The organism is Variovorax paradoxus, assembly GCF_030815855.1.
Lineage (GTDB): Bacteria > Pseudomonadota > Gammaproteobacteria > Burkholderiales > Burkholderiaceae_C > Variovorax > Variovorax paradoxus_M.
In genome coordinates this window covers 579030-605432 of sequence record NZ_JAUSXG010000001.1, presented here as the reverse complement: position 1 = coordinate 605432, position 26403 = coordinate 579030, and the positions used below count along the sequence as shown (strand labels likewise).

The following is a 26403-nucleotide window of genomic DNA, read 5'->3' as shown; positions in this document are numbered from 1 at the left end:
CCCACGCTCCGCCCGCCCCCCGCGTCAATCCACCGCCGCCAGCACGCCCGAGCCGGTTCCGTAGCCGGCCGCCGCCATCGGCTGGCCGCCGCGCGCAATGCGCACCGCGCAGTACTTGAACTCCGGAATCTTGCCCATCGGATCGAGCGCGGCGTTGGTCATCAGGTTGGCCGCCGCCTCGTAGTAGGCGAACGGAACGAACACCGCGCCGTTCGGCGTGCCGTCGTCGCGCCGCACGTGGATGGCCACCTCGCCGCGCCGCGATTGCACGGTGATCACGTCGCCGGCCTGGAGGCCGAGCTGCAGCAGGTCGGCCTGGTTCATCGAGGCGGTGGCCATGGGCTCCAGCGCGTCGAGCACGGTGGCGCGGCGGGTCATGCTGCCGGTATGCCAATGCTCGAGCTGGCGGCCGGTGATAAGCACGAACGGGTATTCGGCATCGGGCCGCTCGTTGGCCGGAATGATGTCGGCCGGCACCAGCTTCACGCGGCCGTCGGCGGTCGGGAAGTCGTCGATGAACACCGTCGGCTGGCCCGGGTCTTCCTCGCTCAGGCACGGGTAGGTCACGCTCGAATCGCGCTGCAGCCGCTCCCAGCTGATGCCGCTGATGACCGCATGCATGGCTTGGCGCATTTCCTCGTAGACCGCGGCCACGCCCGATTCCTCGCCCTCGTAGTTCCATTGCAGGCCCATGCCCTGGGCGATCTGCTGGATGATCCAGAGATCGGGCCGCGCATCGCCCGGCGGATTGAGCGCGCGCTTGCCGAGCTGCACCATGCGGTCGGTGTTGCTCACCGTGCCGGTCTTCTCGGGCCAGGCGCTCGCGGGCAGCACCACGTCGGCGAGCCACGCGGTCTCGGTCATGAAGATGTCCTGCACCACCAGGTGTTCCAGGCTCGCGAGCGCATGGCGCGCATGGTTCAGGTCGGGGTCGCTCATGGCCGGGTTCTCGCCCATGATGTACATGCCGCGCACCTTGTGCGGATCGGTGTCGGGCGCCAGCGCCTTGTGCATGATCTCGACCACGGTGTAGCCCGGCGTTGCGTCGAGCGGCGTGCCCCAGAAGTTCTCGAACCATGCATGCACCGCCGGGTTGTCGACGCGCTGGTAGTTGGGGAACATCATCGGGATCAGGCCCGCGTCGCTCGCGCCCTGCACGTTGTTCTGGCCGCGCAGCGGATGCAGGCCCGAGCCGGGCTTGCCGATCTGCCCGGTGACGGTGGCCAGCGCAATGAGGCAGCGTGCGTTGTCGGTGCCGTGCACGTGCTGGCTCACGCCCATGCCCCAAAGGATCATCGAGCCCTTGGCGGTGGCAAAGGCCCGCGCCACTTCGCGCAGGGTTTCGGCCGGCACGCCGCAGATGGGTGCCATCGCCTCGGGGCTGTAGCCCTTCACGTTCTCGCGCAGCGCCTCGTAGTTGCTGGCGCGCGTGCGCACGAACTCCTGGTCGACCAGGCCTTCGTCGATCACGGCGTGGATCAGCGCGTTGAGCATGGCCACGTCGGTGTCGGCCTTGAACTGCAGCGTGCGCCAAGCATGGCGGCTGATGTCGGTGCGGCGGGGGTCGGCCAGCACGATCTTCGCGCCGCGCTGGGCGGCGTTCTTCATCCAGGTGGCGGCCACCGGGTGGTTGGCCGTGGGGTTCGAGCCAATGACGAAGATCAGCCCCGCATGCTCCACGTCGTTGACCTGGTTGCTCACCGCGCCCGAGCCCACGCCCTCGAGCAGCGCGGCCACGCTGGAGGCGTGGCACAGGCGCGTGCAGTGGTCGATGTTGTTGCTGCCGAAACCCGTGCGCACGAGCTTCTGGAACAGGTAGGCCTCTTCGTTGCTGCCCTTGGCCGAACCGAAGCCCGCGAGCGACTTGGCGCCGTAGGTGTCGCGCAGGCCCGAGAGCTTGCCGGTGGTGAGCGCGAGCGCTTCTTCCCAGCTGGCTTCGCGGAAATATTCGCTCCAGTCGTCCGGCCGCGGCGTATCGCCAAAATCTTTCGGCGCGCCCGCCTTGCGGATCAGCGGCTTGGTCAGGCGCTGCGAGTGGTGCGCGTAGTCGAAGCCGAAGCGGCCTTTCACGCACAGGCGGTTGTGGTTGGCGGGTCCGTCGCGGCCGTCGACGCTGACGATCTTTTCGTCCTTCACGTTGTAGGTCACGAGGCAGCCCACACCACAGAACGGGCACACCGAATCGACCTTGCGATCGACCTCCTGCGAGCCGATGTGGCTCTTGGGCATGAGCGCGCCCGTGGGGCAGGCCTGCACGCATTCGCCGCAGGCCACGCAGGTGCTGTCGCCCATCGGGTCGTCGAGGTCGAACACGATCTTGCTGCCTGCGCCGCGCAGCGCGTAGCCGATGACGTCGTTGACCTGCTCCTCGCGGCAGGCGCGCACGCAGCGGTTGCATTGGATGCAGGCGTCGAGGTTGACAGCCATCGCAGGGTGCGAGATGTCGGTCTTCGGCTGCTCGCGGCGCAGCGCCTTGAGCTCGGGCCGCACCGCGATGTCGAGCTTCTTCGCCCAGGCGCTGAGCTCGCCGTGCTGCTGGGTGGCGTCGTCGCCGATCCATTTGTAGCCTTGGTCGGGCATGTCGGACAGCAGCATCTCGACCACCATCTTCTGGCTCTTGAGTGCCCGCTCGCTGGTGGCCTTCACTTCCATGCCGGCCGTCACGTTGCGGCAGCAGCTGGGCGCCAGCGTGCGCTCGCCCTTCACCTCGACCACGCAAGCGCGGCAGTTGCCGTCGGCGCGGTAGCCATCCTTGAAGCACAGGTGCGGAATCTCGACGCCGTGGCGCTCGGCCGCCTTGTAGATGGTCTCGCCGTCGAAGGCCTGGATAGGCTGGCCGTCGAGCGTGAATTCGATAGTTTGCGGCATGAGCTCCGCGAGCTTGGATGGGGCGTTCATGCCACCTCCTCCGGAAAGTATTGCTGGATGCAGCGAATCGGATTGGGGGCCGCCTGTCCGAGCCCGCAAATGGAGGCATCGCCCATCACCTGCGCCAGGTCTTCGAGCGTGGTGTTGTCCCACGTGGGGGCCTGCATCAGCGCCGCGGCCTTGGCGGTGCCGACGCGGCACGGCGTGCACTGGCCGCAGCTTTCGTGCTCGAAGAAGCGCATCACGTTGAGCGCGGCATCGCGTGCACGGTCGTGCTGGCTCAGCACCATCACCGCGGCCGATCCGATGAAGCAGCCGTAGGGCTGCAGCGTGTCGAAGTCGAGCGGAATGTCGTTCATGCGCGCCGGCAGAATGCCGCCCGACGCGCCGCCCGGAAGGTAGGCGTACAGCGAGTGGCCGTCGAGCATGCCGCCGCAGTATTCGTCGATGAGCTCCTGCACGGTGATGCCGGCTGGCGCGAGCTTGACGCCCGGGTGCTTCACGCGGCCGCTCACGCTGAAGCTGCGCAGCCCCTTGCGGCCGTTGCGGCCGAAACCGCTGAACCAGGCGGCGCCCTTTTCGACGATGTCGCGCACCCAGTAGAGCGTTTCGAAGTTGTGTTCCAGCGTCGGGCGGCCGAACAGGCCCACCTGCGCGATGTACGGCGGGCGCATGCGCGGTTCGCCGCGCTTGCCCTCGATGCTTTCGATCATGGCCGACTCTTCGCCGCAGATGTAGGCACCCGCGCCGCGACGCAGCTCGATGCGCGGCAGCGCGCACGGCGGGTCGGCCTGGAGCCGGGCCAGCTCTCTTTCGAGCAGCGCGCGGCAGTCGTGGTATTCGTCGCGCAGGTAGATGTAGCACTGCTCGATGCCGACGATCTGCGCCGCCACCACGAGGCCTTCGAGAAAGCGGTGCGGGTCGCGCTCGAGGTACGTGCGGTCCTTGAAGGTGCCGGGCTCGCCTTCGTCGATGTTCACGGCCATGAGCCGTGGGGCCGGCTGGTCGCGCACGATGCGCCACTTGCGCCCGGCCGGAAAGCCCGCGCCGCCCAGGCCGCGCAGGCCCGAGTCTTCCATCGTCTTGATGATGGCCTCGGCGTCTTCCTCGCCGTTGACCAGCGCCGCCGCGAGCGCGTAGCCGCCGTGCGCGCGATAGGTGGCGTAGTCGGTGAAAGTCGGCATGCGCTCGATGGCGCCGGGCAGCGGCGAGACGCTTTTCTCTGCGAATGCCGCGGCGTCGAAATACGAAACCGTGGCTTCATCGGGGTCGGACTTCAGCGCCTGCAGCACCTTCGCCGCGGTTGCGAGCGGCACGGCCTGCCGGTCGACGACCACCGCGGGCGCCTGCTCGCAGCGGCCGACACAGGGCGCGGCAATCACGCGCACCTCGCTGCTGTCGGCGCCCAGCAGTTCGGGCAGCCGCGCCAGCAGATCCTTGGCACCGGCCAGTTCGCAAGCCAGCCCATCGCACACGCGCACCGTGAGGCCGGGGGCGGCTTCGTCGCCGCGGACCACCTCGAAGTGGTGATAGAAGGTCGCGACCTCGTACACCTCGGCCATGGGAATGTTCATTTCCCGCGCCAGTGCCACCAGGTGGCGGTCGTGCAGGCAGCGGAAGGTGTCGTTGAGCTTGTGCAGGTGCTCGATGAGCAGGTCGCGCCGGTGGCCCTCGGCCGGGCGCGCACCGATGAGCGTGCGCACTTCGACCAGAGCCGCCTCGTCGGGCTGCCGGCCCTTGAGCTTGCTCTTGCGGCGGATGCGCTCGCGCATCTCGTCGGCGGTGGCGAGCGGCACGATGGTGTGCGTCGGGGCCGCCTTGGCTGTTGTCTCGCGGGTCGTGGCTGGGTGGTTGTTCACTGCCTGGGCCTTTTCTCGATGTCTCGGAACTGCCCCCAATGCTCGAGGGCTGACCGAGTGTGTGGGGCGGCCCTGAGCCCGTCAAATTCGATCGGCGCATCGATCGATTCAATAACTAAATGGTGCGCAGGGCTCGTGGCGCCCGCGCCTGCCGCCCGATTATTCGCCGAGCGCGCCGCTGTGCAGCCGCACCTGCTCCCGCCAGGCCGGCGTCTGCAGGAACACCAGCGCGGCATCGAGCGCCCGCGAGGGGCGCACGCCGGTCTGGGTCATGAAACCCAGCGGGGTCTTGACCTCCGGCCCCACGAGCGGCAGCGCCTCCAGCTCGCGGTAGCTGCGCACGGCCGCGACCATGGCGCCCGGCAGCACGCTGCTCACGGTGCCCGCGAGCACGGCCAGTGCAAGGGTAAGTACCGAGTTGGTCTCGATCGCCGGCGCGACCGAGGTGTCAGCTTCGCGCAACGCCTGGTCGATGATGGAGCGGTTGTGCATGTCGGGCGTGAGCAGGCACAGCGGCAGCTTGCCGGCTTCGGCCCACGACATCGGCTGGCCGATGCGCAGCCGGTCGGCCGAGGGCTTGGCCGCGCGCCGCAAAAGATAGTAGTGCTCCACGCTCTGCGGCCAGGCCGTGAGCTTGATGCCTGGCAGGTGCATGCGCTCGGTGTAGCCGAGCGCCAGGTCGACGGAAAGGCTTTCGAGCCCCGTTTCCAGGTCTTGCGAGCTCATCGACAGCACGGCCGGCACGATGCCCGGGTGCAGCTCGTGCAGCATCGCGGCAAAGCGCGACAGCATCGGAATGGCGGTGGGCACCGCCGCCATGCGCAGCCGCCCGCGCGGATGGCCCTCTTCGCTGCGCAGCTCCTGCTGCAGCACCTCGTTGTCGCGCAGCATGCGCTGCGCCGTGGCCAGCACCCGCTCGCCTTCGTGCGTCAGGCCCACGTACGTGCGCGCCCGCTTGACGATGACCACGCCGAACTCGCCTTCGAGCGAGCGCAGCGCGTTCGACAGCGCCGGCTGGGTGATGTGGCAGGCCTGCGCCGCGCGCCCGAAATGCTTGTGCTCGCTGAGCGCAACGAGATAGCGCATCGACGCGAGAAGGTTCACGGGGCGCGCCGCCGGTCAGGTGTTCTTGCTGATGGAAATCGTGGGGAACTTCGACGAGAAGTCCTTGGCCTTTTCGGCGATGCCCACGGCCACTTGCCGCGCGACGGCCTTGTAGATGCCGGCCACTTCGCCGTCCGGGTCGGCCACCACCGTGGGCTTGCCGCTGTCGGCCTGCAAGCGGATGTTGATGTCCAGCGGCAGTGCGCCGAGGTATTCCATTTCGTACTGCGCCGCCATCTTCTTGCCGCCTTCGGAGCCGAAGATGTGCTCGACATGGCCGCAGTTGGAGCAGATGTGCACCGCCATGTTTTCAACGATGCCCAGGATCGGCACGCCGACCTTCTCGAACATCTTGATGCCCTTCTTGGCGTCGAGCAGCGCAATGTCCTGCGGCGTGGTGACGATCACCGCGCCGGTCATCGGCACGCGCTGCGAAAGCGTCAACTGGATGTCGCCGGTGCCGGGCGGCATGTCGACGATCAGGTAGTCGAGGTCTTTCCAGTTGGTCTGGCGCAGCAGCTGCTCCAGCGCCTGGGTGGCCATGGGGCCGCGCCAGATCATGGCTTCGTCCTGGTCGACCAGGAAGCCGATCGACATGACCTGCACGCCGTGGTTTTCGAGCGGCTCCATGGTCTTGCCGTCTTCGCTCTCGGGCCGGCCTTCGATGCCCAGCATCATCGGCTGGCTCGGGCCGTAGATGTCGGCGTCGAGCAGACCCACGGCGGCGCCTTCGGCCGCCAGCGCCAGCGCCAGGTTGGCGGCCGTGGTGCTCTTGCCCACGCCGCCCTTGCCGGAAGCTACCGCAATGATGTTCTTGACGTTGGGCATCAGCTGAACGCCGCGCTGCACCGCATGGCTGATGACCCTGGTGACGATGTTGACGGAGACGTTGCTCACGCCCGGCACCGTCTTGGCGGCCGCGACAAGCGCCTTGCGCAGGGCCGCATGCTGGCTCTTGGCCGGATAGCCGAGCTCGAGGTCGAACGACACGTCGCCGTCCGATATCTGCAGGTTCTTGAGCGAGCGCGTCGCCACGAAATCCTTGCCGGTGTTAGGGTCCGAGACGGCCTTGAGCGCGTCCATGAGCCCTTCTGGGGTGAGTGCCATTGATCTAACTCCTGAATGGCGGGTAGTCTAGTGGGTCTGATGGCTCGCCCCGAGGCGGCGCACGCTTCGCCTTTCCCCTGCCGGGGACAAAGCCACCGGCCCGCCAAGCCAGCGCCCGCGCCGCTCCGCGAACCGGCCGTGGGCTCGCGCCCTTTTTCATTCGAGAACAACAATACAAATGCCAGAGACACCCCCCGCCACCGGCCTCCTGCTCACCGGGGGCGGTGCCCGGGCCGCCTACCAGGTCGGCGTGCTGGAGGCCATTGCCGGCATGCGGCGTGCGGCGGGTTTCGCCGGCCAGCGCAACCCCTTTCCCGTGATCACCGGCACCTCGGCCGGCGCCATCAACGCGGCCGCGCTGGCCTGCGGTGCCGACGACTTCGACGCGGCCGTCGCGCGCATCGCGCAGATCTGGCACAACTTCCATGCGGGCCAGGTCTACCGCGCCGACTCGCTGTCGGTCATCGGCAGCGGCGCGCGCTGGCGCATGCTGCTCGGGCTCGGGCGCTTTGCGGCCAACTGGATGCGCATCAAGCCACGCTCGCTGCTCGACAACGCGCCGCTCGCCGAGCTGCTGGCCCGCATGGTGCCGCTGGACCGTCTGCCGCAACTCATGCAGGAAGGCCACCTGAAGGCGCTGGCCGTGACCGCGTCGAGCTACAGCTCGGGCGAACACGTCACCTTCTTCGAAGCCGCCGTGCCGATGGAGCCCTGGGTGCGTTCGCAGCGGCTGTCGGTGCGCGACCGCATCAGCCATGCGCATCTGCTGGCCTCGTCGGCCATTCCCTTCGTGTTCCCGGCCACCGCGCTGCCGATGCAGGACCACACCGAGTATTTCGGCGATGGCTCCATGCGCCAGTCGGCACCCATTGCGGCGGCGATCCATCTCGGCGCCCAGCGCATCCTGGTGATCGGCGCGGGCCGCATGCACGAGCCGCGCGACACCGACGCGCCCAACACCTACAGCGGCTATCCCACCATGGCTCAGATTGCGGGCCATGCGCTGTCGAGCATCTTTCTGGACGCGCTGGCCGTGGACATCGAACGGCTGCGGCGCATCAACCACACGCTCGGCCTCATTCCCGAAGAGGCCCGCGCCTCGAGCTCGCTGCGCCCGCTCGACCTGCTGGTGATCTCCCCGTCGGAGCGGCTCGACGTGATTGCGGCGCGCCATGTCGATGCGCTGCCCGGCGCGGTACGGCATCTGCTGGGTGGCTCCAAAGTCGCGGCCGACGTGAAGGGCGGCGCGCTCGCGAGCTACCTGCTGTTCGAGTCGGGCTACACGCGCGAGCTCATGGCGCTCGGACGCGCCGATGCCATGCGGCAACGAGAAGAGGTACTGCGCTTCTTCGGGTGGGATGCGGCGGCCTGACGCGGAGGCCAAATCCTTTCAGCTGTTCAGCCGTTCACCGCCTGCCAGATCGCTTCTTCGACAGGGCAGCGTGCCGGCGATGGCGGCTCGATATTGAAGGGTTGTGCGGGTAGCAACGGCGGCTGCGCCATGAAACGAGGCCGCGTGCCGCGGTGCGGCTGGGCCGAATGCACGAGGAACGGATGGCACAGGTACACGGTGCCCGCGGCGCCCGTCGCCAGCACCTCGGGCCGCGCGGCGGACTCGGCAAAGCCGTTGCGCGCCAGTTCACCGAGCGACAGTCCCTCCTCGCCCGCCGGCATCAGCAGCCGGGCGATGTCGGCATGCGAGCCGGCACGGATGCGCGTGGGTGCGTCGTTCTCGCCCACATCCGAGAACAGGAAGAGCATCAGCAATGCCCGCCCTTTGGAGCGAACGTTCGCGCGCCATGACATGAAGTCCGGGTTCTCCAACCCGAAGCTCACGTCGATGTGCCAGCCGGCGTCGCCCGGATCTTCGCCTGAGGGAAAGCGCACGGGGAAGGTGCCCATGCTGCGGCACGGCTGCCACCGGCCCGGGCCGACGAGGAGGTCGAAGGCAACGTGCAGAAGCGGCGTGTTCGCGGCCTCGACGAACGGCCGCTGCGAGTACATGCCGAGCCTGACAACGGGCTTCGTCCATGTCGATGGATCGTCCGGATCGCACCCGGTGTCGCGCCAGAGGATCGCGCGCGCCTCGGCTGCGAGTTCGCGTGAAAAGGCGTTGTCGATGCGCAGGAAGCCGTCTCGGATGAAGGCTTCGGAGCGCGGGTCGTTCGCCGGAAAAATCGAGTGCTCGGGCATCGAGGCTAATTGAGTCCGAAGAGCACCAGCATGCCCATGACGAACCAGTTCGTGGTGGTCGCACGGGCCGCACTTTCTTTCGAGATCGGCACCAGCTTTGCACGCTTCCATGCCCGCAAGTTGAAGGCAACAGCGAGCACCAGCCCACTGAAAAAGAACAGAGACGAGTCCAGGCCGAGCTCGCCGATCAGAGACAGCACCAAGATGACGACGCCCGCGGCCCAGATGCCGTTCGATGTGCTTGCCAGCACATGGCTGAGAGCGCCGCAGGCGTCACAAGTGACAGGAGCGCCGCGGCTTGACCAACGCTTGGCCAAGCCGCCGATTCCCGGCTCGCGGCAACTCGGACATGTATGTTTCATGTGCTGCGCAAGATACCGCAGTTCAGCCGCAGCGCACAACCGGCTGCTGCTGGCGGCGCATCCGCTAACCCGCCTCGGGAGAAATCCCAAGCTCCGAGCACACCCGCCCCAACAGCGCCTTCAGCGATGCCAGCTCGGCCTCGAGCCGCGCCACATTGGCCTTGAGCGCCGCGACCTCGCCGAGCGGTGCATCGTGCGATGCGTATGCGCCTTCGGCCGATGCACCGGCCGGCCCGGCAAGCTCTTCCGCCGGCGCGCCGCTCAGCAGATGCGCCCATCGGCTTTCACGCGCGCCGGGCAGGCGTGCGAGCTTGACGACCAGCGCCCCGGCCGGCCGCTCCGCAAGTTCGTCGAGAAAACCCTCGACCGACGAGATGTCGGCAAAGTTGTGCATGCGGTCGCAGGCAATGCGCAGTTCGCCCGCTGTTTGCGGACCGCGCAGCATCAGCACGGTGAGCAGGATGACCGACTGCGACGGAATGCGCAGCACGCGATCGATGTTGTGCTCGTAGCGAAACGCCCTGCCGCCGCTGGTTTCCGCCACCAGGCTGTAGCCCTTGAGGCTGTCGACCGTGGCCTGCACCTGCGCCTCGTTCAGCTCGAGCACGGGGTTGCGGCTGGTCTTCTGGTTGCAGCCGGACACCAGCGAATTGAGCGTGAGCGGATAGCTGTCGGGCACGGTGCGCTGCTTTTCGGCCAGCACGCCGAGCACGCGGGTTTCGGCGAGCGAAAGAATGGGAAGGGCTTGGGTCATCGGTCGAAAATTCTGGATGGAATCGCTGAAAACAAAGGTCGGTTCATGGCACCGCCACGCCGAGTATCGGGCCCAGCTCCCTGACGAAATCGCTGCGCCGCAAGGAGGGCGAATGCAATGCGGACACGGTGCCGTCGAGATAGAGCGCGTCGCGGCAGTGCAGCACATCGCGAAAGTAGAGCGCGAACTCGTAGAAGTTCACGGGCTGCTCGCTGATCACGAAAATTGCAGTGTGGCCCGACACGCCCACGCCGTTGCGGATCTTGCGCGAATCCGAATCGGGAATGAAGGCGGGATGCACCGCGCCATGGCGCAGCAGCAGCGGGCCCGACTGCGTCGCGAGGCGAACACCCTTGGACAGCGCCGGATACTCCGACGACTCGACCACGCGCGGCCCGGCGTCCGACACCAGGAACACGCCGTTCGGCCTGAGGAAGAAATTGCCCGCGCCCGCGGACAGGTTGAGAGGCGAAACCTCGCGCCCCTCCTGCACCAGCAGGCCCACCGGGGAAAAGTCGGCGTGGTACATGCCGGCGTTCATCGCGAATACCAGTTGCCGGTTTTGCGCGGCGAGCCAGGCTTCCAGCCGGTCGAAGCGCTTGAACTCGACGCCCGCGTCGTCGCGCAGGAACAGCTCCAGCCGTTCCGTGCGCAGATCGATCTTGACGACGGTGTAGCGCGGCTCCCCCGCAGCGGCTGCCGTGGCAGCCATGCCGGCCGCGCTCGCCACGCCGGCCGCGCAGAGCGCCAGCAGGAGCAGCAGCTTTCTCATGAAGCGATGGAAAGCCGCCTGTGCTTCAGCCGTTCTGGATGCGGCTGACCAGCGCCTTGGTGAAGGCTGCCGTGTTGGCGGTGCCGCCGAGGTCGCCGGTGCGCACCTTGTCGATGTTGAGCGTGTCGTCGATGGCCTTGCGCAGGCGCGTGGCCATCTCGGGCAGCTTGACGTGCTCGAGCATCAGCGCGGCGGCCAGCAGCAGCGCGGTCGGATTGGCGATGCCCTTGCCGGCGATGTCGGGCGCCGAGCCGTGCACGGCCTCGAAAATCGCGGCATCGGCGCCGATGTTGGCGCCCGGTGCCATGCCCAGCCCGCCGACCAGCCCGGCCACCAGGTCGGAGAGGATGTCGCCGAACAGGTTGGTGGTCACCAGCATGTCGAACTGCCACGGATTGAGCACCAGCTTCATTGCGCAGGCGTCGACGATGATTGAGTCGAGCTCGAACTTGCCCTTGTACTTTCTCTCGTACAGGTCGAGGCCGGTCTCCAGGAAGAGGCCGGTCAGCACCTTCATGATGTTGGCCTTGTGGACCAGCGTGACCTTCTTGCGGCCCGTGGCAATGGCGGTCTCGAACGCGTATTCGAGCAGGCGCAGGCATCCCTGGCGCGTGTTGATGCCGGTGGCCATGCCCACGGCATGCGGGTCTCCGTCGATGCGCACGTAGTGCTCGTGACCAATGTAGAGGCCTTCGAGGTTTTCGCGCACGACCATCAGGTCGATCTTGTCGAAGCGGCCGCCCGGAACGATGGTGCGGGCGGGGCGCAGGTTGGCGTAGAGCTGGAACTCTTCGCGCAGGCGCACGTTCGACGAGCGGTAGCCGCCGCCCGACGGGGTTTCGAGCGGGCCCTTGAGGGCCAGGCGGGTGCGGCGGATGCTGTCCAGCGTCGCCTGCGGCAGCGGATCGCCCGAGGCCGTGACGCCGCCGAGACCGGCAATCTGGCGGTCCCATTCGAAGGGAGCCTTCAGCGCATCGAACGCAGCCAGCGTCGCGTCGACGATTTCGGGGCCGATGCCATCGCCGGGAATCAGGGTTGCGGGAATGGGGATGGTCATCGGAAACTCGCTTTCTGTGTATCTATCTTGTATATCTCTTCGCCATATCAGGAGGGAACGCTGGCGAAATGCGCGGTGTGGAGCATACGTCGCGCGGGAGACACCCCGACGGCTTTCGGGTCACTGGACATCGGGCCGCTCCCGCGCCGCAAGCGGCGAAGCGGTAAAACCGGCCATGCAGGCGGTGAGATCGACGGCATCCGGCAGGGGGGCGATGCTGCCACCTAAAATGTCCGGTTCCCGGAAGCGGCCGCTGGCCGCCCTCCGTCGCCAGTTCGCCACTCCCCGAAAGCGCCCTCTCCGATGTCCGCCCCGCGCAAGCTCTTCGTTACCACCGCCCTGCCGTATGCCAACGGCAAGTTCCATATCGGCCACATGATGGAATACATCCAGGCCGACATCTGGGTGCGGAACCAGCGAATGAATGGCGCCGAGGTCAACTTCGTCTGCGCCGACGACGCGCACGGTGCGGCCATCACCATCGCGGCCGACAAGGTCGGCGTGACGCCGCAGGCCTTCGTGGCAGAGATCGCCGCGGGCCGGAAGCCCTACCTCGACGGCTACTACATCTCGTTCGACAACTGGCATTCGACCGACGCGCCCGAGAACCACCAGCTCGCGCAGGACATCTACCGCGACCTGCGCGCCAACGGTTTCATCAGCACCAAGAGCGTCGAGCAGTTCTACGACCCGGCCAAGGGCATGTTCCTGGCCGACCGCTTCATCAAGGGCGAATGCCCCAACTGCCACGCGAAGGACCAGTACGGCGACAACTGCGAGGTGTGCGGCGCCGTGTACGCGCCCACCGAGCTGATCAACCCCTACTCGGCCCTGTCGGGCGCCAAGCCCGAGCTGCGCAGCTCGGACCACTTCTTTTTCAAGCTCTCGGACCCGCGCTGCGAGGCCTACCTGAAGGACTGGACCGCCGCCCCCGGCCACGTGCAGTCCGAGGTGCAGAACAAGATCCGCGAGTGGCTCTACAAGGACGACGAGGGCAAGGGCGGTCTCGGCGACTGGGACATCAGCCGCGACGCGCCCTACTTCGGCATCGAGATTCCCGATGCGCCGGGCAAGTACTTCTACGTGTGGCTCGACGCGCCCGTAGGCTACCTCGCCTCGCTGAAGAACCTGCTCGACAAGCGCTGCATCGAACTCGGCGGCGACGGCATCTCGTACACCGAATACATGGCTGACCCCGACCTGGAGCAGGTGCACTTCATCGGCAAGGACATCATCACCTTCCACACCCTGTTTTGGCCCGCGATGCTGCATTTCAGCGGCCGCAAGGCGCCCGATGCGGTGTACGTGCACGGCCACCTGACGGTGAGCGGCGAGAAGATGAGCAAGAGCCGCGGCACCGGCATCGACCCGCTCAAGTACCTCTCGATCGGCCTCGACCCCGAATGGCTGCGCTACTACATCGCGGCCAAGCTCAACGGCCGCAACGAGGACATCGACTTCAACCCCGAAGACTTCGTGGCGCGCGTCAACAGCGACCTCGTGGGCAAGTACATCAACATCGCGAGCCGCGCGGCGGGGTTCATCGGCAAGCGCTTCGGCGGCAAGCTGGGCGAGGTGTCGGCCGACGGCGACGCACTGCTGTTCGCGCTGCGCGATGCGGCCGGCCAGGTTCATTCGCTGTACGACGGCCGCGACTACGCCCGCGCACTGCGCGAGGTGATGGCGCTGGCCGACAAGGTGAACGAGTACGTCGACCAGAACAAGCCCTGGGAACTGGCCAAGAAGGAAGGCCAGGAGGCGCGCCTGCACGATGTGTGCACGGTATGCATCGAGGCTTTCCGCCTGCTCACGCTGTACCTGAAGCCGGTGCTGCCGGCGCTCGCGGTGAATGTCGAAGCCTTCCTCAAGATTTCGCCGCTGGCCTGGGCCGACGCTGCGCAGGCGCTGCCCATCGGCCATGCCATCGGCGAATACAAGCACCTGATGCAGCGCGCCGATGCCAAGGTGGTCGACAAGCTGTTCGACGCACCCGAAGCACCGCCGGTGGCCGCGGCCGAAGCTGCAAGCGCCGGCGCACTGCCCGGCGGCGAAGCCATCGCGCCCACCATCACCATCGACGACTTCGCGAAGATCGATCTGCGCATCGCGAAGATCGTGGCCTGCGAGAAGGTCGAAGGCTCGACCAAGCTGCTGCGGCTGACGCTCGACGCGGGCGAAGAAAAGACGCGCAACGTGTTCAGCGGCATCGCCTCGGCCTACCAGCCCGAGCAGCTCGTGGGCAAGCTCACGGTGCTGGTTGCCAATCTGGCGCCGCGCAAGATGAAGTTCGGCGTCAGCGAAGGCATGGTGCTGGCCGCGAGCCATGGCGACGAAAAGACCAACCCCGGCATCCATGTGCTCGAACCCTGGCCCGGTGCGACGCCCGGCATGCGGGTTCGCTGATTCTCGAGAGGACCGCACCCATGCTCAAGCGCACCATCCTTCTGTTGTCATTCGCGGCCCTGCTGAGCGGCTGCGCGGTGGTGACCGTGGCAGGAACCGCGGTGAGCGTGGGCGCCAGCGCGGTCGGCCTGGCGGCCGATGCGGCCATCGGTACCGCGCGCATCACCGGCAAGGCCGTGGGCGCGGCGGCCGACGCGGTGATTCCCGACAGCGACTGAGCCCGGCCGAGCGACCCGCGACAGGTGTGGCCGCCAGCCCCTGCTGGGCGGCGTACGCGGTGCCGCGGGCCAGGAGCGGGGTCCACAATGGATGCCCATGCATTCACCGCTGAACATCACCCGCTTTCGTCCACGCCTGCTGGACGCCATGGCGGGCTACGACCGGGGACGCTTCTTCAAGGATCTGGGCGCGGGCGCCACGGTCGGCATCGTGGCGTTGCCGCTGGCCATGGCTTTCGCCATCGCCTCCGGGCTCAAGCCCGAAGCGGGTATCTGGACGGCGATCATCGCGGGCTTCCTGATTTCGCTCCTGGGCGGCTCGGCGGTGCAGATCGGCGGGCCGGCGGGCGCCTTCATCGTGATCGTCTACGGCATCGTCGAACGCTACGGCCTCGCGAATCTGCTGATATCGACCGCCTGCGCCGGCGTGCTGCTGTTCGCAGCGGGGCTGTTCGGGCTCGGCCGGCTGGTGCGCTTCGTGCCGCTGTCGATCGTGGTCGGGTTCACCAACGGCATCGCGGTGCTCATCCTGCTGTCGCAGCTCAAGGACCTGCTGGGGCTCACGGTCGCCAAGATGCCGGCCGATGTGTTCTCGCAGCTGCATGCCATGGCGCTGCAGATCGGCACCTTCAACCCCTATGCCTTCGCGTTGGGGCTGGCCTGCCTGGCCGGCCTCGCGATCTGGCCGATGCTGCTGCGGGGCGAATCGAAGGTGGGCCTTGCGGTGCAGCGGCTGGCAGGACGCATCGCGCGAACCCGCGCGGTGCAGGTGGGCGCGCGCCTGCCGGGCCCCATCGTCGCGCTGGTCACGCTCACGCTGGTGTCGTGGGGCTTCGACCTGCCGGTGGAAACCATCGGCACGCGCTTCGGCGGCATTCCCGATGGCTTGCCGACCTTCGCGCTGCCCGATTTCTCGTGGGAAACGGTCAAGCAGCTGGTCACGCCGACGCTGACCATCGCGCTGCTCGGCGCCATCGAGTCGCTGCTGTGCGCCCGCGTGGCCGACCAGCTCAGCGGCCAGCCGCGCCACGACCCGAACCAGGAGCTGATGGCGCAAGGCATCGCCAACCTGGTGGCGCCGTTCTTCGGCGGCATGCCGGCCACCGGCACCATCGCGCGCACCGTGACCAACATCCGCTCCGGCGGCAACTCGCCGATTGCGGGCATCGTGCATGCGCTCACGCTGCTGATCGTGGTGCTGCTGGCTGCGCCGCTCGCGCGCCATGTGCCGCTCGCGGTGCTGGCGGGCATTCTCGTGTTCGTGGGCCTGAACATGGGCGAATGGCGCGAGTTCACCCCGGGGCAGCTGCGGCACTTCAGCCGCCATTACCGGCTGCTGATGCTCGGCACCTTCTTTCTCACGGTCGTGTTCGACCTGACGGTGGCGGTGCAGGTGGGCATCGTGCTCGCCTGCGCCCTCTTCATCCGCCGCATGAGCGGGCTTTTCAGCGTCGAACTGGTCACCATGCAGCCGCCGGTGCTCACCTACCGGCTCTACGGGGCGCTGTTCTTCGGGGCGGCGGCCAAGCTGGACGAAGCGGTGAACGCGGCCGAAAGCGCGCCGCGCGGCATGACGCTGGTGCTCGACGCCACGCACCTGATCTACCTGGACGCCACCGGCGTCGACGCGCTGCGTCAGCTGCACCGTGCGGTGCTGGCGCGCGACGGGCTGCTGCGCCTGGAGTCGCTGCAGCCACAGCCGCTCGAGGTGATCGTTCGCTCGGGGTTTGCCGATGAGCTGACGAGCGGCCGGCCGCATGCGGCGGAAGGCCAGGAACCCTCCGGGCCCTAGTTCGCCTCGGTGGCCCGGTCCGGCGAAGAGCCGCTGCGCACCACGCGCTGGTCGTCGTTCAGCGTGGCGGTGAACACCATGGGCGAATTCGGCGGCTGCACCCAGCGCCACTCCCACTCGGTTTCGCGCTTGAGCACGTAGGGCGTGACCTTCGCGGGCTTGCCGAGCAGCTTGCGCAGGTCTTCCATCATCATGCCGGGCTGCACCCTGGCGAAGTTCTCGGGCGTGAGCACCTGGCGCAGCGCGCTCATCTTGCCGTCGGCACCGATGGTGATCATGTAGTTCTTCTGGCCTTGGGGCTGGCGGTTGTACTCGAACACGCGGCCGTTGGGCGCGTCCCAGATGTTCTCGGGCTGGCCGAATTTGGCGCGCACGTCGGCCTCGGTCGAGACGCCTTCCTCCAGCTCGCCAATGCGCTGCGGATCGCATCCAGAAAGCCCCATCACCGCCGCCAATAACGCCGTTGCCATGCCGATCTGCCACTGTTGTCGTCGCTTCATTCCATCCCCGGTAAAATTCGCGCTACAAAGGTCCAGTCTATGTCCATCTTCCGCCGCCCCCACTACACCTCCGAGATCACCAGCTTCATCGAGGAGATGAAAGAAAAGAAGCCGACGCTGGAAGCCGAACAGCGCGCCGGCCGGGCCCTGCTTTGGGACAAACACCTCGACCGCAGCCTGCTCGAGGAATACAGCGAAGCCCGCGTACCGCAGCAGCCGTACGTCTACCAGACCCAAAGCAAGTAATGGTGCCCTTCCGGCATCCGTCGCTCGTCCCCATCGCGCCCGCAGCTATTGAAACGATAGCAAGCGCCCGATGAAGGACAGCGAGGACAACGGCACGCTCGTGGCCAGCATGCCCGAGGTGGTCGACCAGGTCGCGCTCGCCAGACTGTATGGCGAGCCGTTGTTCGCGATGCCGAAGGACCTGTACATCCCGCCCGAGGCGCTGCAGGTCTTTCTCGAGGCCTTCGAAGGCCCGCTGGACCTGCTGCTCTACCTCATCCGGAAGCAGAACTTCAACATCCTCGACATCCCGATGGCGGGGCTCACGCGGCAGTACCTGAGCTACGTCGACGAGATCCGCCAGACCAACCTGGAACTCGCGGCCGAGTACCTGCTGATGGCCGCGATGCTGATCGAGATCAAGTCTCGCATGCTGCTGCCGCCCAAGAAGGTGGCGGAAGGCGAGGAAGCCGAAGACCCGCGCGCGGAGCTGGTGCGCCGGCTGCTCGAATACGAGCAGACCAAGCTGCAGGCCGCCTCCATCAGCGCCATGCCGACCTACGGGCGCGACTTCTGGAAGGGGCAGGTCTATATCGAGCAATCGCTCAAGCCTCGCTTCCCCGACGTGAACGTGGTCGAGCTGCGCGACGCGTGGGCCGACATCATGAAGCGCGCCAAGCTCGTGCAGCACCACAAGATTTCGCGCGAGGAACTCAACGTGCGCGAGCACATGAGCATCGTGCTGCGGCATCTGCAGGGGCAGCGCTTCGTGGAGTTCGAGAAGCTGTTCGACGTGTCGCGCGGTGCGCCGGTGCTGATCGTCACCTTCATCGCGATGCTCGAGCTCGCGAAGGAAACGCTGATCGACATCACGCAGGCCGAGGCCTTCGCGCCCATCTACGTCCGCCTGGCGTACTCGCCGGCCTGACTTACCGGCTTTCGCCCTTGAATTCCGCCGTGCGCGACTTCGACGTTCTCATCGTCGGCAGCGGCCTTGCAGGCCTCTCGGCGGCATTGCACCTGGCGCCCACGCACCGCGTGGCGGTGCTGACCAAGCGCGCGCTCAACGACGGCTCGAGCGCCTGGGCGCAGGGCGGCATTGCCGCCGTGCTGGCGGCGGGCGACAGCTTCGACGCCCACGTGGAAGACACGCTGGTGGCCGGCGCCGGGCTCTGCGACCCCGAGGCCACGCGTTTCGTCGTCGAGCATGCGCCCGAAGCCATCGACTGGCTGCGCGAACTCGGCGTGCCTTTTTCTTCCGAAGCCGACGGCGAGCTGCACCTGACGCGCGAAGGCGGCCACAGCCAGCGCCGCATCGTGCACGTGACCGACGCCACCGGCGCGGCCGTGCAGCAGACATTGATCGAGCGCGTGCGCCGCACGCCGAACATCGCGCTGTTCGAGCACCACACGCTGGTCGACCTGATCACCGGACCCAAGCTGGGGCTGGACGATCCGGCCTGCCTGGGCCTGTACGCGCTGGACGACAAAACCGACGAGGTGCTGAGCTTCCGTGCCCCACACACCATCCTGGCAACGGGCGGCGCGGGCAAGGTCTACCTCTACACGACCAACCCCGACACCGCCACGGGTGACGGCATCGCGGCGGCCTGGCGCGCAGGTTGCCGGGTGTCGAACATGGAGTTCATCCAGTTCCACCCCACCTGCCTGTACCACCCGCACGCGAAATCTTTCCTGATCAGCGAGGCGGTGCGCGGCGAAGGCGGGCTGCTCAAGTTGCCGGAATCGGCGGGAGGCACCCGCTTCATGCCGGCGCACGACGAACGCGCGGAACTCGCGCCGCGCGACGTGGTGGCGCGCGCCATCGACTTCGAAATGAAGAAGCACGGGCTCGACTGCGTCTACCTGGACATTTCGCACCAGAGCCCGGCGTTCCTGAAGGAACACTTCCCCAACATCCTCGCGCGCTGCGCCGAGCTGGGCATCGACATCACGCAGGAGCCCATCCCCGTCGTGCCGGCCGCGCACTACACCTGCGGCGGCGTGCTGAGCGATCTGGCGGGCCGCACCGACGTGCCGGGCCTCTACGCCATCGGCGAAACCGCCTGCACCGGCCTGCATGGCGCGAATCGGCTCGCGAGCAACTCGCTGGTCGAGTGCATGGTGTTCGCGCGCGCCGCGGCCGGCGCGATTGCGGCGGCCCCGGGACGCACTGGCATCGCGTTGCCGCCCTGGGACGACAGCCGTGTGACCGATGCCGACGAGGCCGTGGTCATCTCCCACAACTGGGACGAGCTGCGCCGCTTCATGTGGGACTACGTGGGCATCGTGCGCACCAACAAGCGGCTGGAGCGCGCGAGCCATCGCATTGCGCTGCTACAGGCCGAGATCCACGAGTTCTACGCCCACTTCCACGTCACGCGCGACCTGCTGGAACTGCGCAACCTGGTGCAGGTGGCCGAACTCATCGTTCGCTCGGCGCAGGCCCGGCACGAAAGCCGCGGGCTGCACTTCAGCCGGGACTATCCTTCGCTTGCCGAGCCCACCACGCCGACGGTACTGGCGCCGCCGGCCCGCTGACCGCCAGCCCCACCCGCCTTCAGGTTCTTATTCACTCAAGGATGCCCGGCCACCGACGCCCGCAGGGAGAAACCCAACCATGTCGAACACCACCGCAACCCCATCTTCCGAGACTCCGGCGGCCGCCACGCCCTACGGCACGCTGCCCCCGGCGTCGCCGCTCGCCTCGCGCAAGCCCGTGAGCCTGCCGCGCCTGGCCGACATGCATGCGCGCGGCGAAAAGATCTCGATGCTCACCGCCTACGACGCCACCTTCGCAGCCATGGCCGACGCGGCGGGCGTCGATTGCCTCCTGGTCGGCGATTCGCTCGGCATGGTCTGCCAGGGCCTGAACAGCACGGTGGGCGTGAGCCTGGACACCATGCGCTATCACACCGACAGCGTCTCGCGGGGCCTGCGCCGCGTGCAGGGCACGGCCTGGCTGATTGCCGACCTGCCCTTTGGCAGCTACCAGGAGTCGCGCGAACAGGCATTGCGCAGCGCCACGGTGCTGATGCAGGCCGGCGCGCACATGGTCAAGCTCGAAGGCGGCGGCTGGACCACCGAGACGGTGCGCTTCCTGGTCGAGCGCGGCATTCCGGTCTGCGCGCACCTGGGCCTCACGCCGCAGACCGTGCATGCACTGGGCGGGTACCGCGTGCAGGGCAAGGGCGATGCAGCCGGCACGCTCCTGAAGCAGCAGGCGCATGCGCTGCAGGACGCGGGCGCCGCGATGCTGGTGCTCGAGATGGTGCCGGCCGCGCTGGCCACCGAGCTCACCGGCGAACTGAAGCACTGCGCCACCATCGGCATCGGCGCGGGCAAGGGCACCGCTGGCCAGGTGCTGGTGTTGCACGACATGCTGGGCATCAACCTCGGCAAGATGCCGAAGTTCGTGCGCAACTTCATGGCCGACGCGCCGGGCGTACTGCCCGCCCTCAAGGCCTACGTGCAGGCCGTGAAAGACGGCAGCTTTCCCGACGACCGACTTCACGCCTGGTAGGCAAGGAACAGAGACCATGTACATCGCCCACACCATTGCCGAATTGCGCGACCGCCTGGCCGCCTTCAAGCGCCCTGCCTTCGTCCCCACCATGGGCAACCTGCACGACGGCCACCTGGCGCTGATCAAGCAGGCCAAGCCGCTGGGCGACGCCACGGTGGCGAGCATCTTCGTCAACCGCCTGCAGTTTCTGCCGCACGAAGACTTCGACACCTACCCGCGCACCTGGGACAGCGACTGCGAGAAGCTGCGCGCGGCCGGCTGCGATGTGCTGTTCGCACCCGACGAAAAGGCGCTCTACCCCGAGCCGCAGACCTGCAAGGTGCACCCGGACGCGGCGCTGGCCGACATCCTCGAGGGCCACTTCCGCCCCGGCTTCTTCATCGGCGTGTGCACGGTGGTGATGAAGCTCTTCCAGTGCGTGCAGCCGCGCGTGGCCGTGTTCGGCAAGAAGGACTACCAGCAGCTGATGATGATCCGCCACATGGTGCGGCAGTTCGCGCTGCCCATCGAGATTGTCGGCAGCGAAACCTTCCGCGCGGCCGATGGGCTGGCGCTGTCGTCGCGCAACGGCTACCTGAGCGAGACCGAGCGCGCCGAGGCCGTACAGCTCTCGAAAGCGCTGAAGACCATGGCCGCAGCCGTGCAGGCCGGCGAACGCGATTTGGCCGCAATCGAAGCGCGGGCAATGCAGACGCTGACAGAGCGCGGCTGGCAACCGGACTATCTTGTGTTGCGGCGGCGTACCGATCTGCAGGCGCCCACTTTCGGGCTGGCCGGCGAGCCGCTCGTGGCGCTGGCCGCGGCACGGTTGGGCGGTACGCGGCTGATCGACAACCTCGAAATCGAGAACCCGGCTTCTTCATGACCTACGCCGTCAAGGAAATCTTCTACACCCTGCAGGGCGAAGGCGGCCAGGCGGGCATGCCGGCCGTGTTCTGCCGCTTTGCGGGCTGCAACCTGTGGACCGGCCGCGAGGAAGATCGTGACACGGCCGTCTGCCGCTTCTGCGACACCGACTTCGTCGGCACCGACGGCACGCTCGGCGGCAAGTTCAAGACCGCCGATCTGCTGGCCGACACCATTGCCGCGCAATGGCCGGCCGGCGACGTCGAGCACCGCCTGGTGGTACTGACCGGCGGCGAGCCGCTGCTGCAGGTGGACGCCGCGCTGGTCGATGCATTGCACGCGCGCCGCTTCCGCATTGCCGTGGAAAGCAACGGCACGGTCGCCGCACCCGAAGGCATCGACTGGCTCTGCATCAGCCCCAAGGCCGGCGCCCCCTGGGTGCAGCAGCGCGGGCAGGAACTGAAGCTGGTGTGGCCGCAAACCGAATTCGACCTCGACACGATGGCACGCACCGGCGAGTTCACCCACCGCTTCCTGCAACCGATGGACGGCCCCGACCGCGTGGCCAATACCGAGCTGTGCATTGCCGAATGCATGCGCCAGCCGGTTTGGCGCCTCAGCGTGCAGACCCACAAGATCACCGGCATCCGCTGAGCGCGGAGAGACTTTCCAGATGCGATTCACCATCAGCCAACGCTTTTTCTTCGACGCCGCCCACACCTTGAAGCGCGACATCGAGGTCGCAGGCAGCCGCCGTATCCACGGCCATACGTACCACGCCGAGGTGTGGCTCGCGGGGGAGCGCGATCCCATCACGGGCATGGTGATCGACCTGGGGTTGCTGCGCCGCCGGCTGGACGAGGTGCGCGAGCTGCTGGACCACCACCTGCTGGACGACGTGGCGGGGCTGCATCCGCCGACGCTCGAGAACCTGTGCGTGTTCATTGCGGATGCACTGCCGGAGTTTCGGACTTCGCTGGCGCGGGTGAAGGTCTGGCGCGAAGCGCTGGGCGACAGCTGCACCTTGGAGTTCTAGGCTCTTGCCTTGCTCCCTCTCCCCTCGGGGAGAGGGTTGGGGTGAGGGCCAAGGGCAATCAACGGTGCGCGATGTTGCAAGGCCCCGGCCCTCACCCTAGCCCTCTCCCGGAGGGAGAGGGGACAAGACCTCAGGCTGCGCCGATGCCGGCGATCAAGCTTCCGGGCGGCTGGCCGTTCTTCAAGCCGGCCGTGAACGCCAGCATCCGGTCGATCGGCACCCGTGCCCGCAGCCCCAGCGCCGGGTCGACATGAATTTCGCCCGCACCGGTTTCCAGCGCATTCGCGAGTTCCACCAGTCCGTTCATCGCCATCCAAGGGCAATGCGCGCAGCTCTTGCAGGTGCCGCCGTTGCCGGCCGTGGGCGCCTCGATGAAGGTCTTGCCGGGGTTCAGCGTGCGCAGCTTGTGCAGCATGCCGCTGTCTGTGGCAACGATGAATTCCTTCGCGTCCATGCGCTGTGCCGCATTCAGGATCGCGGAGGTCGAACCGACTGCATCCGCCAGCGCAATCACGTCAGCCGGCGATTCGGGGTGCACCAGCACCTTTGCGGCGGGATGCGCTTTCTTGAGCAGTTCGAGCTCCAGCGCCTTGAACTCGTCATGCACGATGCAGGCGCCGTTCCAGCTCACCATGTCGGCGCCGGTCTGGCGCTGGATGTAGTCGCCCAGGTGGCGATCCGGGCCCCAGAGAATCTTGCGGCCCTGTGCGTGCAGGGCGCTCACCACGTCGAGCGCGCAGCTCGAGGTCACGAGCCAGTCGGCGCGCGCCTTCACGGCCGCGCTGGTGTTGGCGTAGACGACGACGGTGCGGTCGGGATGCTGGTCGCAGAACGCGCTGAATTCGTCGACCGGGCAGCCGAGGTCGAGCGAGCAGTTGGCGTCCAGGTCGGGCATGAGCACGCGCTTCTGGGGCGAGAGGATCTTGGCGGTCTCGCCCATGAAGCGCACGCCCGACACCACCAGCGTGGTGGCGGCGTGGTCGCGGCCGAAGCGCGCCATTTCGAGCGAATCGCTCACGATGCCGCCGGTTTCCTCGGCCAGGTCCTGCAGGTCGGGGTGCACGTAGAAATGCGACACCATCACCGCGTTGTGCTCGCGCAGCAGGCGGCGAATGCGCTCCTTGAGCGCGACGCGCTCGTCGGGCGAAGGTTCGGGCGGCACGCGTGCCCAGGCGTGGCGGGTGTCGCAGGCCGCGCCGGCTTGGGCCACGGGTTGTTCGTAGTCGACGCCGATGACGAAAGAAGAAGCCATCGCCGCCGCCCTCAGCTTTCCTGGAAGCGCATCGAAAAATCGATGGCCTTCACGTCCTTGGTGAGCGCACCGACGGAGATGCGGTTCACCCCGGTTTCGGCCAGGGTGCGCAGGCCTTCGAGCGTCACCCCGCCGGATATTTCGAGCACGGCCTTGCGTTCGTCGCCGGCCGCGTCGTTGATGCGCACCGCCTCGCGCAGCGTGGGCAGGTCCATGTTGTCGAGCAACACCATGCGCGCGCCGGCTTCCAGCGCTTCGCGCAGCTGCGCGAGCGTTTCGACCTCGACCTCGACGAAGGCCGCGCGCCCCGCTACCGGCGCCACGGCACGCAGCGCCGCAGCCACGCCGCCGGCCGCGGCGATGTGGTTTTCCTTGATGAGCACCGCGTCGTAAAGACCGATGCGGTGGTTCACGCCGCCGCCGGTGCGCACCGCGTACTTCTGTGCGAGACGCAGGCCCGGCAGGGTCTTGCGGGTATCGACGATGCTTGCGCGCGTGCCCTTGACGGCATCGGCATACATGGCCGCCTTGGTGGCCACCGCGCTCAGCAACTGAAGGAAATTCAACGCGGTGCGCTCGGCCGTCAGCAGCGCGCGGGCCGAGCCCTCGATGTCGAGCACGGCCTGGTCGGCCGCGCAGCGCTCGCCTTCATTGCACAGCCAGTGGATGCGAGCCTGCGGATCGAGCTGCCGCACGGTGGCCTCGACCCAGGGCGCGCCGCAGACCACGGCCGATTCGCGCGCCAGCACGCGGGCATGCGCCCGGCGGGCGGGATCGACCAGCGAAGCGGTCAAGTCACCGTCGGCAACGTCTTCCTGCAAGGCACGGGCGGCGTCGGCCTGGGCCAGTGCGGCCACGGCCGGCGCCGAAAAATCAAAGCGAAGGCTCATGGCTTGTTTGTCTCTTCAATCTTGTTGGGGTGAACCGCCGGACCCGTGGGTCCGGACCGTTTCAGGCACCGGGTCGCGTCCGGTCAGCGAGGCGACGACCTCCTGGGGGCTCAGCCGGCCATCGAGCAGCGCGACCACGCCTTCGGCAATGGGCATTTCCACGCCGAGGCCGCGCGCACGCTGCACCACGGTGCGCGCGCAATAAACACCTTCGGCCACGTGACCCAGCGAAGCCACGGCCTGCGCCAACGTATGGCCCTGCGCCAGCAGCAGGCCCACCTTGCGGTTGCGCGAGAGGTCGCCGGTAGCGGTGAGCACCAGGTCGCCAAGGCCGGAAAGGCCCATGAAAGTCTCGGCGCGCGCGCCGAGCGCCAAGCCGAAGCGGGTCATTTCGGCCAGGCCGCGTGTGATGAGGGCCGCGCGCGCGTTGAGCCCGAGCGCCAAGCCGTCGCAAAGCCCGGTGGCAATGGCCAGCACGTTCTTGACGGCGCCGCCGACCTCGACACCCACGATGTCGTCATTGGCGTAGACGCGCAGAGCCGGGCCGTGGAACGCATCGACGAGCGCGTCGCGTACCTCGGCATGCGGGCTCGCGGCCACCAGCGCGGTGGGGCGGCCTTCCGCCACTTCCTGCGCAAAGCTCGGCCCGCTGAGCACGCCCGCTCTCAATTCAGGAGCAACTTGCGCCCAGATCTCGTGGGCCAGCAGGCCGAAAGCAGCGGGGGAATTGTCCTGCGCGGGCTCCACGCCCTTGCAGAGCCACGCCACCGGCGCGTCCGTGCCGCGCAAGGCCGTGAGCTGCTGGCGCAAGGCGGCCATCGGCGTGGCCACGATGACGAGTTCGGCGCCCGCGTGCGCCTGGCCGATATCGCCGGCCCGCACCGCGACCGAGGCCGGCAAGGCCAGGCCAGGCAGGTAGCGGGTGTTTTCGCGCGCCTTCGAGATCGCCTCGGCCTGGGCCGCATCGCGCGCCCACAGCGTGACCTCGTGGTGGCTTGCCGCATTGACAGCCAGCGCCGTGCCCCAGGCACCGGCGCCATGAACGCAGATCTTCATCGGCGTTGGCGGCGTTGTGCCGGTTTACTGCGCGAGGGTCGGCGAGGGCTGGCCGGCGGCCTGCGCCTGCTGCTGCTCGTACATGGCCTGGAAGTTGATTTCCGCCAGGTGCACGGGCGGGAAGCCGCCGCGCTGGATCACGTCGGCCACGTTGCCGCGCAGGTACGGGTAGACGATCTGCGGGCAGGCGATGCCGAGGATCGGGCCCATCTGGTCTTCGGGCAGGTTGCGGATCTCGAAGATCCCGGCTTGCTTGGCTTCGACCAGGAACACGGTCTTGTCCTGGATCTTGGTCTGCACGGTGGCCGACACGGTGATTTCGAAGATGCCGTCAGCGACCGGCTGGGCGTCCACGCCGAGCTGGATGTCGACCGTGGGCTGCTCCTGCTCGAGCAGGATGCCGGGCGAATTGGGCTGTTCGAGCGACAGGTCCTTGAGGTAAACGCGCTGGATCTGAAAAATGGGATCTTGGGCTTGCTGGTCGGCCATGGCTGAACTTTCGAGAATCAAAACAATGCCCGCCGGGGAGAGGTTCCCGCAGCGGGCTGCAGATGAATGAGCAAACGATTATCGCCCGGCGCCC

At 67.5% G+C, this 26403-nt stretch carries 25 protein-coding genes; 11 read left to right on the top strand and 14 right to left on the bottom strand.

Features of this window, described 5'->3' with window-relative positions; translation table 11 throughout:
- Positions 1-24: 24 nt before the first annotated feature.
- The 4 genes from fdhF to apbC form a co-directional block, all read right to left on the bottom strand.
- Positions 25-2898: a formate dehydrogenase subunit alpha gene (gene fdhF, locus QFZ42_RS02875; RefSeq protein ID WP_307699497.1), complete on the bottom strand. Its 2874-nt coding sequence runs from the start codon at positions 2896-2898 to the stop codon at positions 25-27.
- A complete protein-coding gene (locus QFZ42_RS02870; protein WP_307704158.1) occupies positions 2895-4640 on the bottom strand; it encodes an NAD(P)H-dependent oxidoreductase subunit E in 1746 nt (581 codons plus the stop codon). The genes fdhF and QFZ42_RS02870 overlap by 4 nt, the downstream gene beginning before the upstream one ends.
- A 246-nt stretch (positions 4641-4886) precedes the next feature.
- Complete coding sequence (locus tag QFZ42_RS02865; protein WP_307699496.1) at positions 4887-5831, bottom strand: LysR substrate-binding domain-containing protein; 945 nt, start codon at positions 5829-5831, stop codon at positions 4887-4889.
- Between the two features lie 15 nt (positions 5832-5846).
- Positions 5847-6938 (bottom strand): iron-sulfur cluster carrier protein ApbC, encoded by a 1092-nt coding sequence (gene apbC, locus QFZ42_RS02860; protein ID WP_307699495.1) that lies wholly within the window; start codon positions 6936-6938, stop codon positions 5847-5849.
- A gap of 178 nt (positions 6939-7116) precedes the next feature.
- Between apbC and QFZ42_RS02855 the strand changes: the two genes are divergently transcribed.
- Complete coding sequence (locus tag QFZ42_RS02855; RefSeq protein ID WP_307699494.1) at positions 7117-8310, top strand: patatin-like phospholipase family protein; 1194 nt, start codon at positions 7117-7119, stop codon at positions 8308-8310.
- A 26-nt stretch (positions 8311-8336) separates the two neighbouring features.
- Here the strand turns inward: QFZ42_RS02855 and QFZ42_RS02850 are convergent, their stop codons facing one another.
- From QFZ42_RS02850 to QFZ42_RS02830, 5 genes are all read right to left on the bottom strand, one after another.
- Positions 8337-9131, bottom strand: a complete 795-nt coding sequence (locus QFZ42_RS02850) for a phytanoyl-CoA dioxygenase family protein (RefSeq protein ID WP_307699493.1) — start codon at positions 9129-9131, stop codon at positions 8337-8339.
- Positions 9132-9136: 5 nt separating this feature from the next.
- Positions 9137-9448, bottom strand: coding sequence for a hypothetical protein (locus QFZ42_RS02845; protein ID WP_307699492.1), 312 nt, complete (start codon positions 9446-9448; stop codon positions 9137-9139).
- Between the two features lie 109 nt (positions 9449-9557).
- Positions 9558-10247, bottom strand: coding sequence for a YceH family protein (locus tag QFZ42_RS02840; protein ID WP_307699491.1), 690 nt, complete (start codon positions 10245-10247; stop codon positions 9558-9560).
- 43 nt (positions 10248-10290) lie between these two features.
- Positions 10291-11019, bottom strand: a complete 729-nt coding sequence (locus tag QFZ42_RS02835) for a phosphodiester glycosidase family protein (RefSeq protein ID WP_307699490.1) — start codon at positions 11017-11019, stop codon at positions 10291-10293.
- Positions 11020-11044: 25 nt separating this feature from the next.
- Positions 11045-12076 (bottom strand): isocitrate/isopropylmalate dehydrogenase family protein, encoded by a 1032-nt coding sequence (locus QFZ42_RS02830; RefSeq protein WP_307699489.1) that lies wholly within the window; start codon positions 12074-12076, stop codon positions 11045-11047.
- Between the two features lie 303 nt (positions 12077-12379).
- Between QFZ42_RS02830 and metG the strand changes: the two genes are divergently transcribed.
- From metG to QFZ42_RS02815, 3 genes are all read left to right on the top strand, one after another.
- Positions 12380-14479 (top strand): methionine--tRNA ligase, encoded by a 2100-nt coding sequence (gene metG / locus QFZ42_RS02825; RefSeq protein ID WP_307699488.1) that lies wholly within the window; start codon positions 12380-12382, stop codon positions 14477-14479.
- Between the two features lie 20 nt (positions 14480-14499).
- Positions 14500-14697 carry a hypothetical protein gene (locus QFZ42_RS02820; RefSeq protein WP_307699487.1) on the top strand — a complete coding sequence of 66 codons (198 nt, stop codon included), beginning with the start codon at positions 14500-14502 and terminating at the stop codon, positions 14695-14697.
- A gap of 97 nt (positions 14698-14794) precedes the next feature.
- Positions 14795-16489 (top strand): SulP family inorganic anion transporter, encoded by a 1695-nt coding sequence (locus tag QFZ42_RS02815; protein ID WP_307699486.1) that lies wholly within the window; start codon positions 14795-14797, stop codon positions 16487-16489.
- Here QFZ42_RS02815 and QFZ42_RS02810 read toward each other — a convergent pair.
- Complete coding sequence (locus QFZ42_RS02810; RefSeq protein ID WP_307704157.1) at positions 16486-16959, bottom strand: outer membrane protein assembly factor BamE; 474 nt, start codon at positions 16957-16959, stop codon at positions 16486-16488. The two genes, QFZ42_RS02815 and QFZ42_RS02810, sit on opposite strands and share 4 nt — an antisense overlap.
- A gap of 69 nt (positions 16960-17028) precedes the next feature.
- Here QFZ42_RS02810 and QFZ42_RS02805 point away from each other — a divergent pair, with 69 nt between their 5' ends.
- The 7 genes from QFZ42_RS02805 (at position 17029) to QFZ42_RS02775 (ending at position 22622) form a co-directional block, all read left to right on the top strand.
- Positions 17029-17235 carry a DUF3460 family protein gene (locus QFZ42_RS02805; RefSeq protein WP_126748409.1) on the top strand — a complete coding sequence of 69 codons (207 nt, stop codon included), beginning with the start codon at positions 17029-17031 and terminating at the stop codon, positions 17233-17235.
- Between the two features lie 70 nt (positions 17236-17305).
- Positions 17306-18142, top strand: coding sequence for a segregation and condensation protein A (locus QFZ42_RS02800; protein WP_307699485.1), 837 nt, complete (start codon positions 17306-17308; stop codon positions 18140-18142).
- A gap of 29 nt (positions 18143-18171) precedes the next feature.
- Positions 18172-19755, top strand: coding sequence for an L-aspartate oxidase (gene nadB, locus QFZ42_RS02795; RefSeq protein ID WP_307704156.1), 1584 nt, complete (start codon positions 18172-18174; stop codon positions 19753-19755).
- Positions 19756-19834: 79 nt separating this feature from the next.
- A complete protein-coding gene (gene panB / locus QFZ42_RS02790; RefSeq protein WP_307699484.1) occupies positions 19835-20737 on the top strand; it encodes a 3-methyl-2-oxobutanoate hydroxymethyltransferase in 903 nt (300 codons plus the stop codon).
- A 16-nt stretch (positions 20738-20753) separates the two neighbouring features.
- Positions 20754-21605 (top strand): pantoate--beta-alanine ligase, encoded by an 852-nt coding sequence (panC, locus tag QFZ42_RS02785; protein WP_307699483.1) that lies wholly within the window; start codon positions 20754-20756, stop codon positions 21603-21605.
- Positions 21602-22240: a 7-carboxy-7-deazaguanine synthase gene (gene queE / locus QFZ42_RS02780; RefSeq protein WP_307699482.1), complete on the top strand. Its 639-nt coding sequence runs from the start codon at positions 21602-21604 to the stop codon at positions 22238-22240. Before panC ends, queE begins: the two co-directional genes overlap by 4 nt.
- Before the next feature lie 19 nt (positions 22241-22259).
- A complete protein-coding gene (locus tag QFZ42_RS02775; RefSeq protein WP_307699481.1) occupies positions 22260-22622 on the top strand; it encodes a 6-pyruvoyl trahydropterin synthase family protein in 363 nt (120 codons plus the stop codon).
- Positions 22623-22752: 130 nt separating this feature from the next.
- Here QFZ42_RS02775 and nadA read toward each other — a convergent pair whose 3' ends face one another.
- The 4 genes from nadA to secB are packed head-to-tail and all read right to left on the bottom strand — an operon-like array spanning position 22753 to position 26309.
- The gene (gene nadA, locus QFZ42_RS02770; RefSeq protein WP_307699480.1) at positions 22753-23874 is read right to left on the bottom strand and encodes a quinolinate synthase NadA; all 1122 of its coding nucleotides are present in this window, start codon (positions 23872-23874) and stop codon (positions 22753-22755) included.
- A gap of 11 nt (positions 23875-23885) precedes the next feature.
- Positions 23886-24764: a carboxylating nicotinate-nucleotide diphosphorylase gene (gene nadC / locus QFZ42_RS02765; protein WP_307699479.1), complete on the bottom strand. Its 879-nt coding sequence runs from the start codon at positions 24762-24764 to the stop codon at positions 23886-23888.
- Positions 24765-24779: 15 nt separating this feature from the next.
- Positions 24780-25820, bottom strand: coding sequence for an NAD(P)H-dependent glycerol-3-phosphate dehydrogenase (locus tag QFZ42_RS02760; RefSeq protein WP_307699478.1), 1041 nt, complete (start codon positions 25818-25820; stop codon positions 24780-24782).
- Between the two features lie 24 nt (positions 25821-25844).
- Complete coding sequence (gene secB, locus QFZ42_RS02755) at positions 25845-26309, bottom strand: protein-export chaperone SecB (protein ID WP_307699477.1); 465 nt, start codon at positions 26307-26309, stop codon at positions 25845-25847.
- Between the last annotated feature and the right edge of the window lie 94 nt (positions 26310-26403).

What these genes read in the sequence shown, in the direction of transcription:
- QFZ42_RS02805 (WP_126748409.1), top strand. Translation starts at nt 17,029, where the DNA reads ATGTCCATCTTCCGCCGCCCCCACTACACCTCCGAGATCACCAGCTTC.
- QFZ42_RS02760 (WP_307699478.1), bottom strand. Translation starts at nt 25,820, where the DNA reads ATGAAGATCTGCGTTCATGGCGCCGGTGCCTGGGGCACGGCGCTGGCT.
- QFZ42_RS02800 (WP_307699485.1), top strand. Translation starts at nt 17,306, where the DNA reads ATGAAGGACAGCGAGGACAACGGCACGCTCGTGGCCAGCATGCCCGAG.
- QFZ42_RS02855 (WP_307699494.1), top strand. Translation starts at nt 7,117, where the DNA reads ATGCCAGAGACACCCCCCGCCACCGGCCTCCTGCTCACCGGGGGCGGT.
- QFZ42_RS02840 (WP_307699491.1), bottom strand. Translation starts at nt 10,247, where the DNA reads ATGACCCAAGCCCTTCCCATTCTTTCGCTCGCCGAAACCCGCGTGCTC.
- panB (WP_307699484.1), top strand. Translation starts at nt 19,835, where the DNA reads ATGTCGAACACCACCGCAACCCCATCTTCCGAGACTCCGGCGGCCGCC.
- panC (WP_307699483.1), top strand. Translation starts at nt 20,754, where the DNA reads ATGTACATCGCCCACACCATTGCCGAATTGCGCGACCGCCTGGCCGCC.
- QFZ42_RS02850 (WP_307699493.1), bottom strand. Translation starts at nt 9,131, where the DNA reads ATGCCCGAGCACTCGATTTTTCCGGCGAACGACCCGCGCTCCGAAGCC.
- QFZ42_RS02835 (WP_307699490.1), bottom strand. Translation starts at nt 11,019, where the DNA reads ATGAGAAAGCTGCTGCTCCTGCTGGCGCTCTGCGCGGCCGGCGTGGCG.
- secB (WP_307699477.1), bottom strand. Translation starts at nt 26,309, where the DNA reads ATGGCCGACCAGCAAGCCCAAGATCCCATTTTTCAGATCCAGCGCGTT.
- QFZ42_RS02815 (WP_307699486.1), top strand. Translation starts at nt 14,795, where the DNA reads ATGCATTCACCGCTGAACATCACCCGCTTTCGTCCACGCCTGCTGGAC.
- metG (WP_307699488.1), top strand. Translation starts at nt 12,380, where the DNA reads ATGTCCGCCCCGCGCAAGCTCTTCGTTACCACCGCCCTGCCGTATGCC.
- QFZ42_RS02820 (WP_307699487.1), top strand. Translation starts at nt 14,500, where the DNA reads ATGCTCAAGCGCACCATCCTTCTGTTGTCATTCGCGGCCCTGCTGAGC.
- fdhF (WP_307699497.1), bottom strand. Translation starts at nt 2,898, where the DNA reads ATGAACGCCCCATCCAAGCTCGCGGAGCTCATGCCGCAAACTATCGAA.
- QFZ42_RS02870 (WP_307704158.1), bottom strand. Translation starts at nt 4,640, where the DNA reads ATGCGCGAGCGCATCCGCCGCAAGAGCAAGCTCAAGGGCCGGCAGCCC.
- nadC (WP_307699479.1), bottom strand. Translation starts at nt 24,764, where the DNA reads ATGAGCCTTCGCTTTGATTTTTCGGCGCCGGCCGTGGCCGCACTGGCC.
- QFZ42_RS02775 (WP_307699481.1), top strand. Translation starts at nt 22,260, where the DNA reads ATGCGATTCACCATCAGCCAACGCTTTTTCTTCGACGCCGCCCACACC.
- apbC (WP_307699495.1), bottom strand. Translation starts at nt 6,938, where the DNA reads ATGGCACTCACCCCAGAAGGGCTCATGGACGCGCTCAAGGCCGTCTCG.
- queE (WP_307699482.1), top strand. Translation starts at nt 21,602, where the DNA reads ATGACCTACGCCGTCAAGGAAATCTTCTACACCCTGCAGGGCGAAGGC.
- nadA (WP_307699480.1), bottom strand. Translation starts at nt 23,874, where the DNA reads ATGGCTTCTTCTTTCGTCATCGGCGTCGACTACGAACAACCCGTGGCC.
- QFZ42_RS02830 (WP_307699489.1), bottom strand. Translation starts at nt 12,076, where the DNA reads ATGACCATCCCCATTCCCGCAACCCTGATTCCCGGCGATGGCATCGGC.
- QFZ42_RS02810 (WP_307704157.1), bottom strand. Translation starts at nt 16,959, where the DNA reads ATGGCAACGGCGTTATTGGCGGCGGTGATGGGGCTTTCTGGATGCGAT.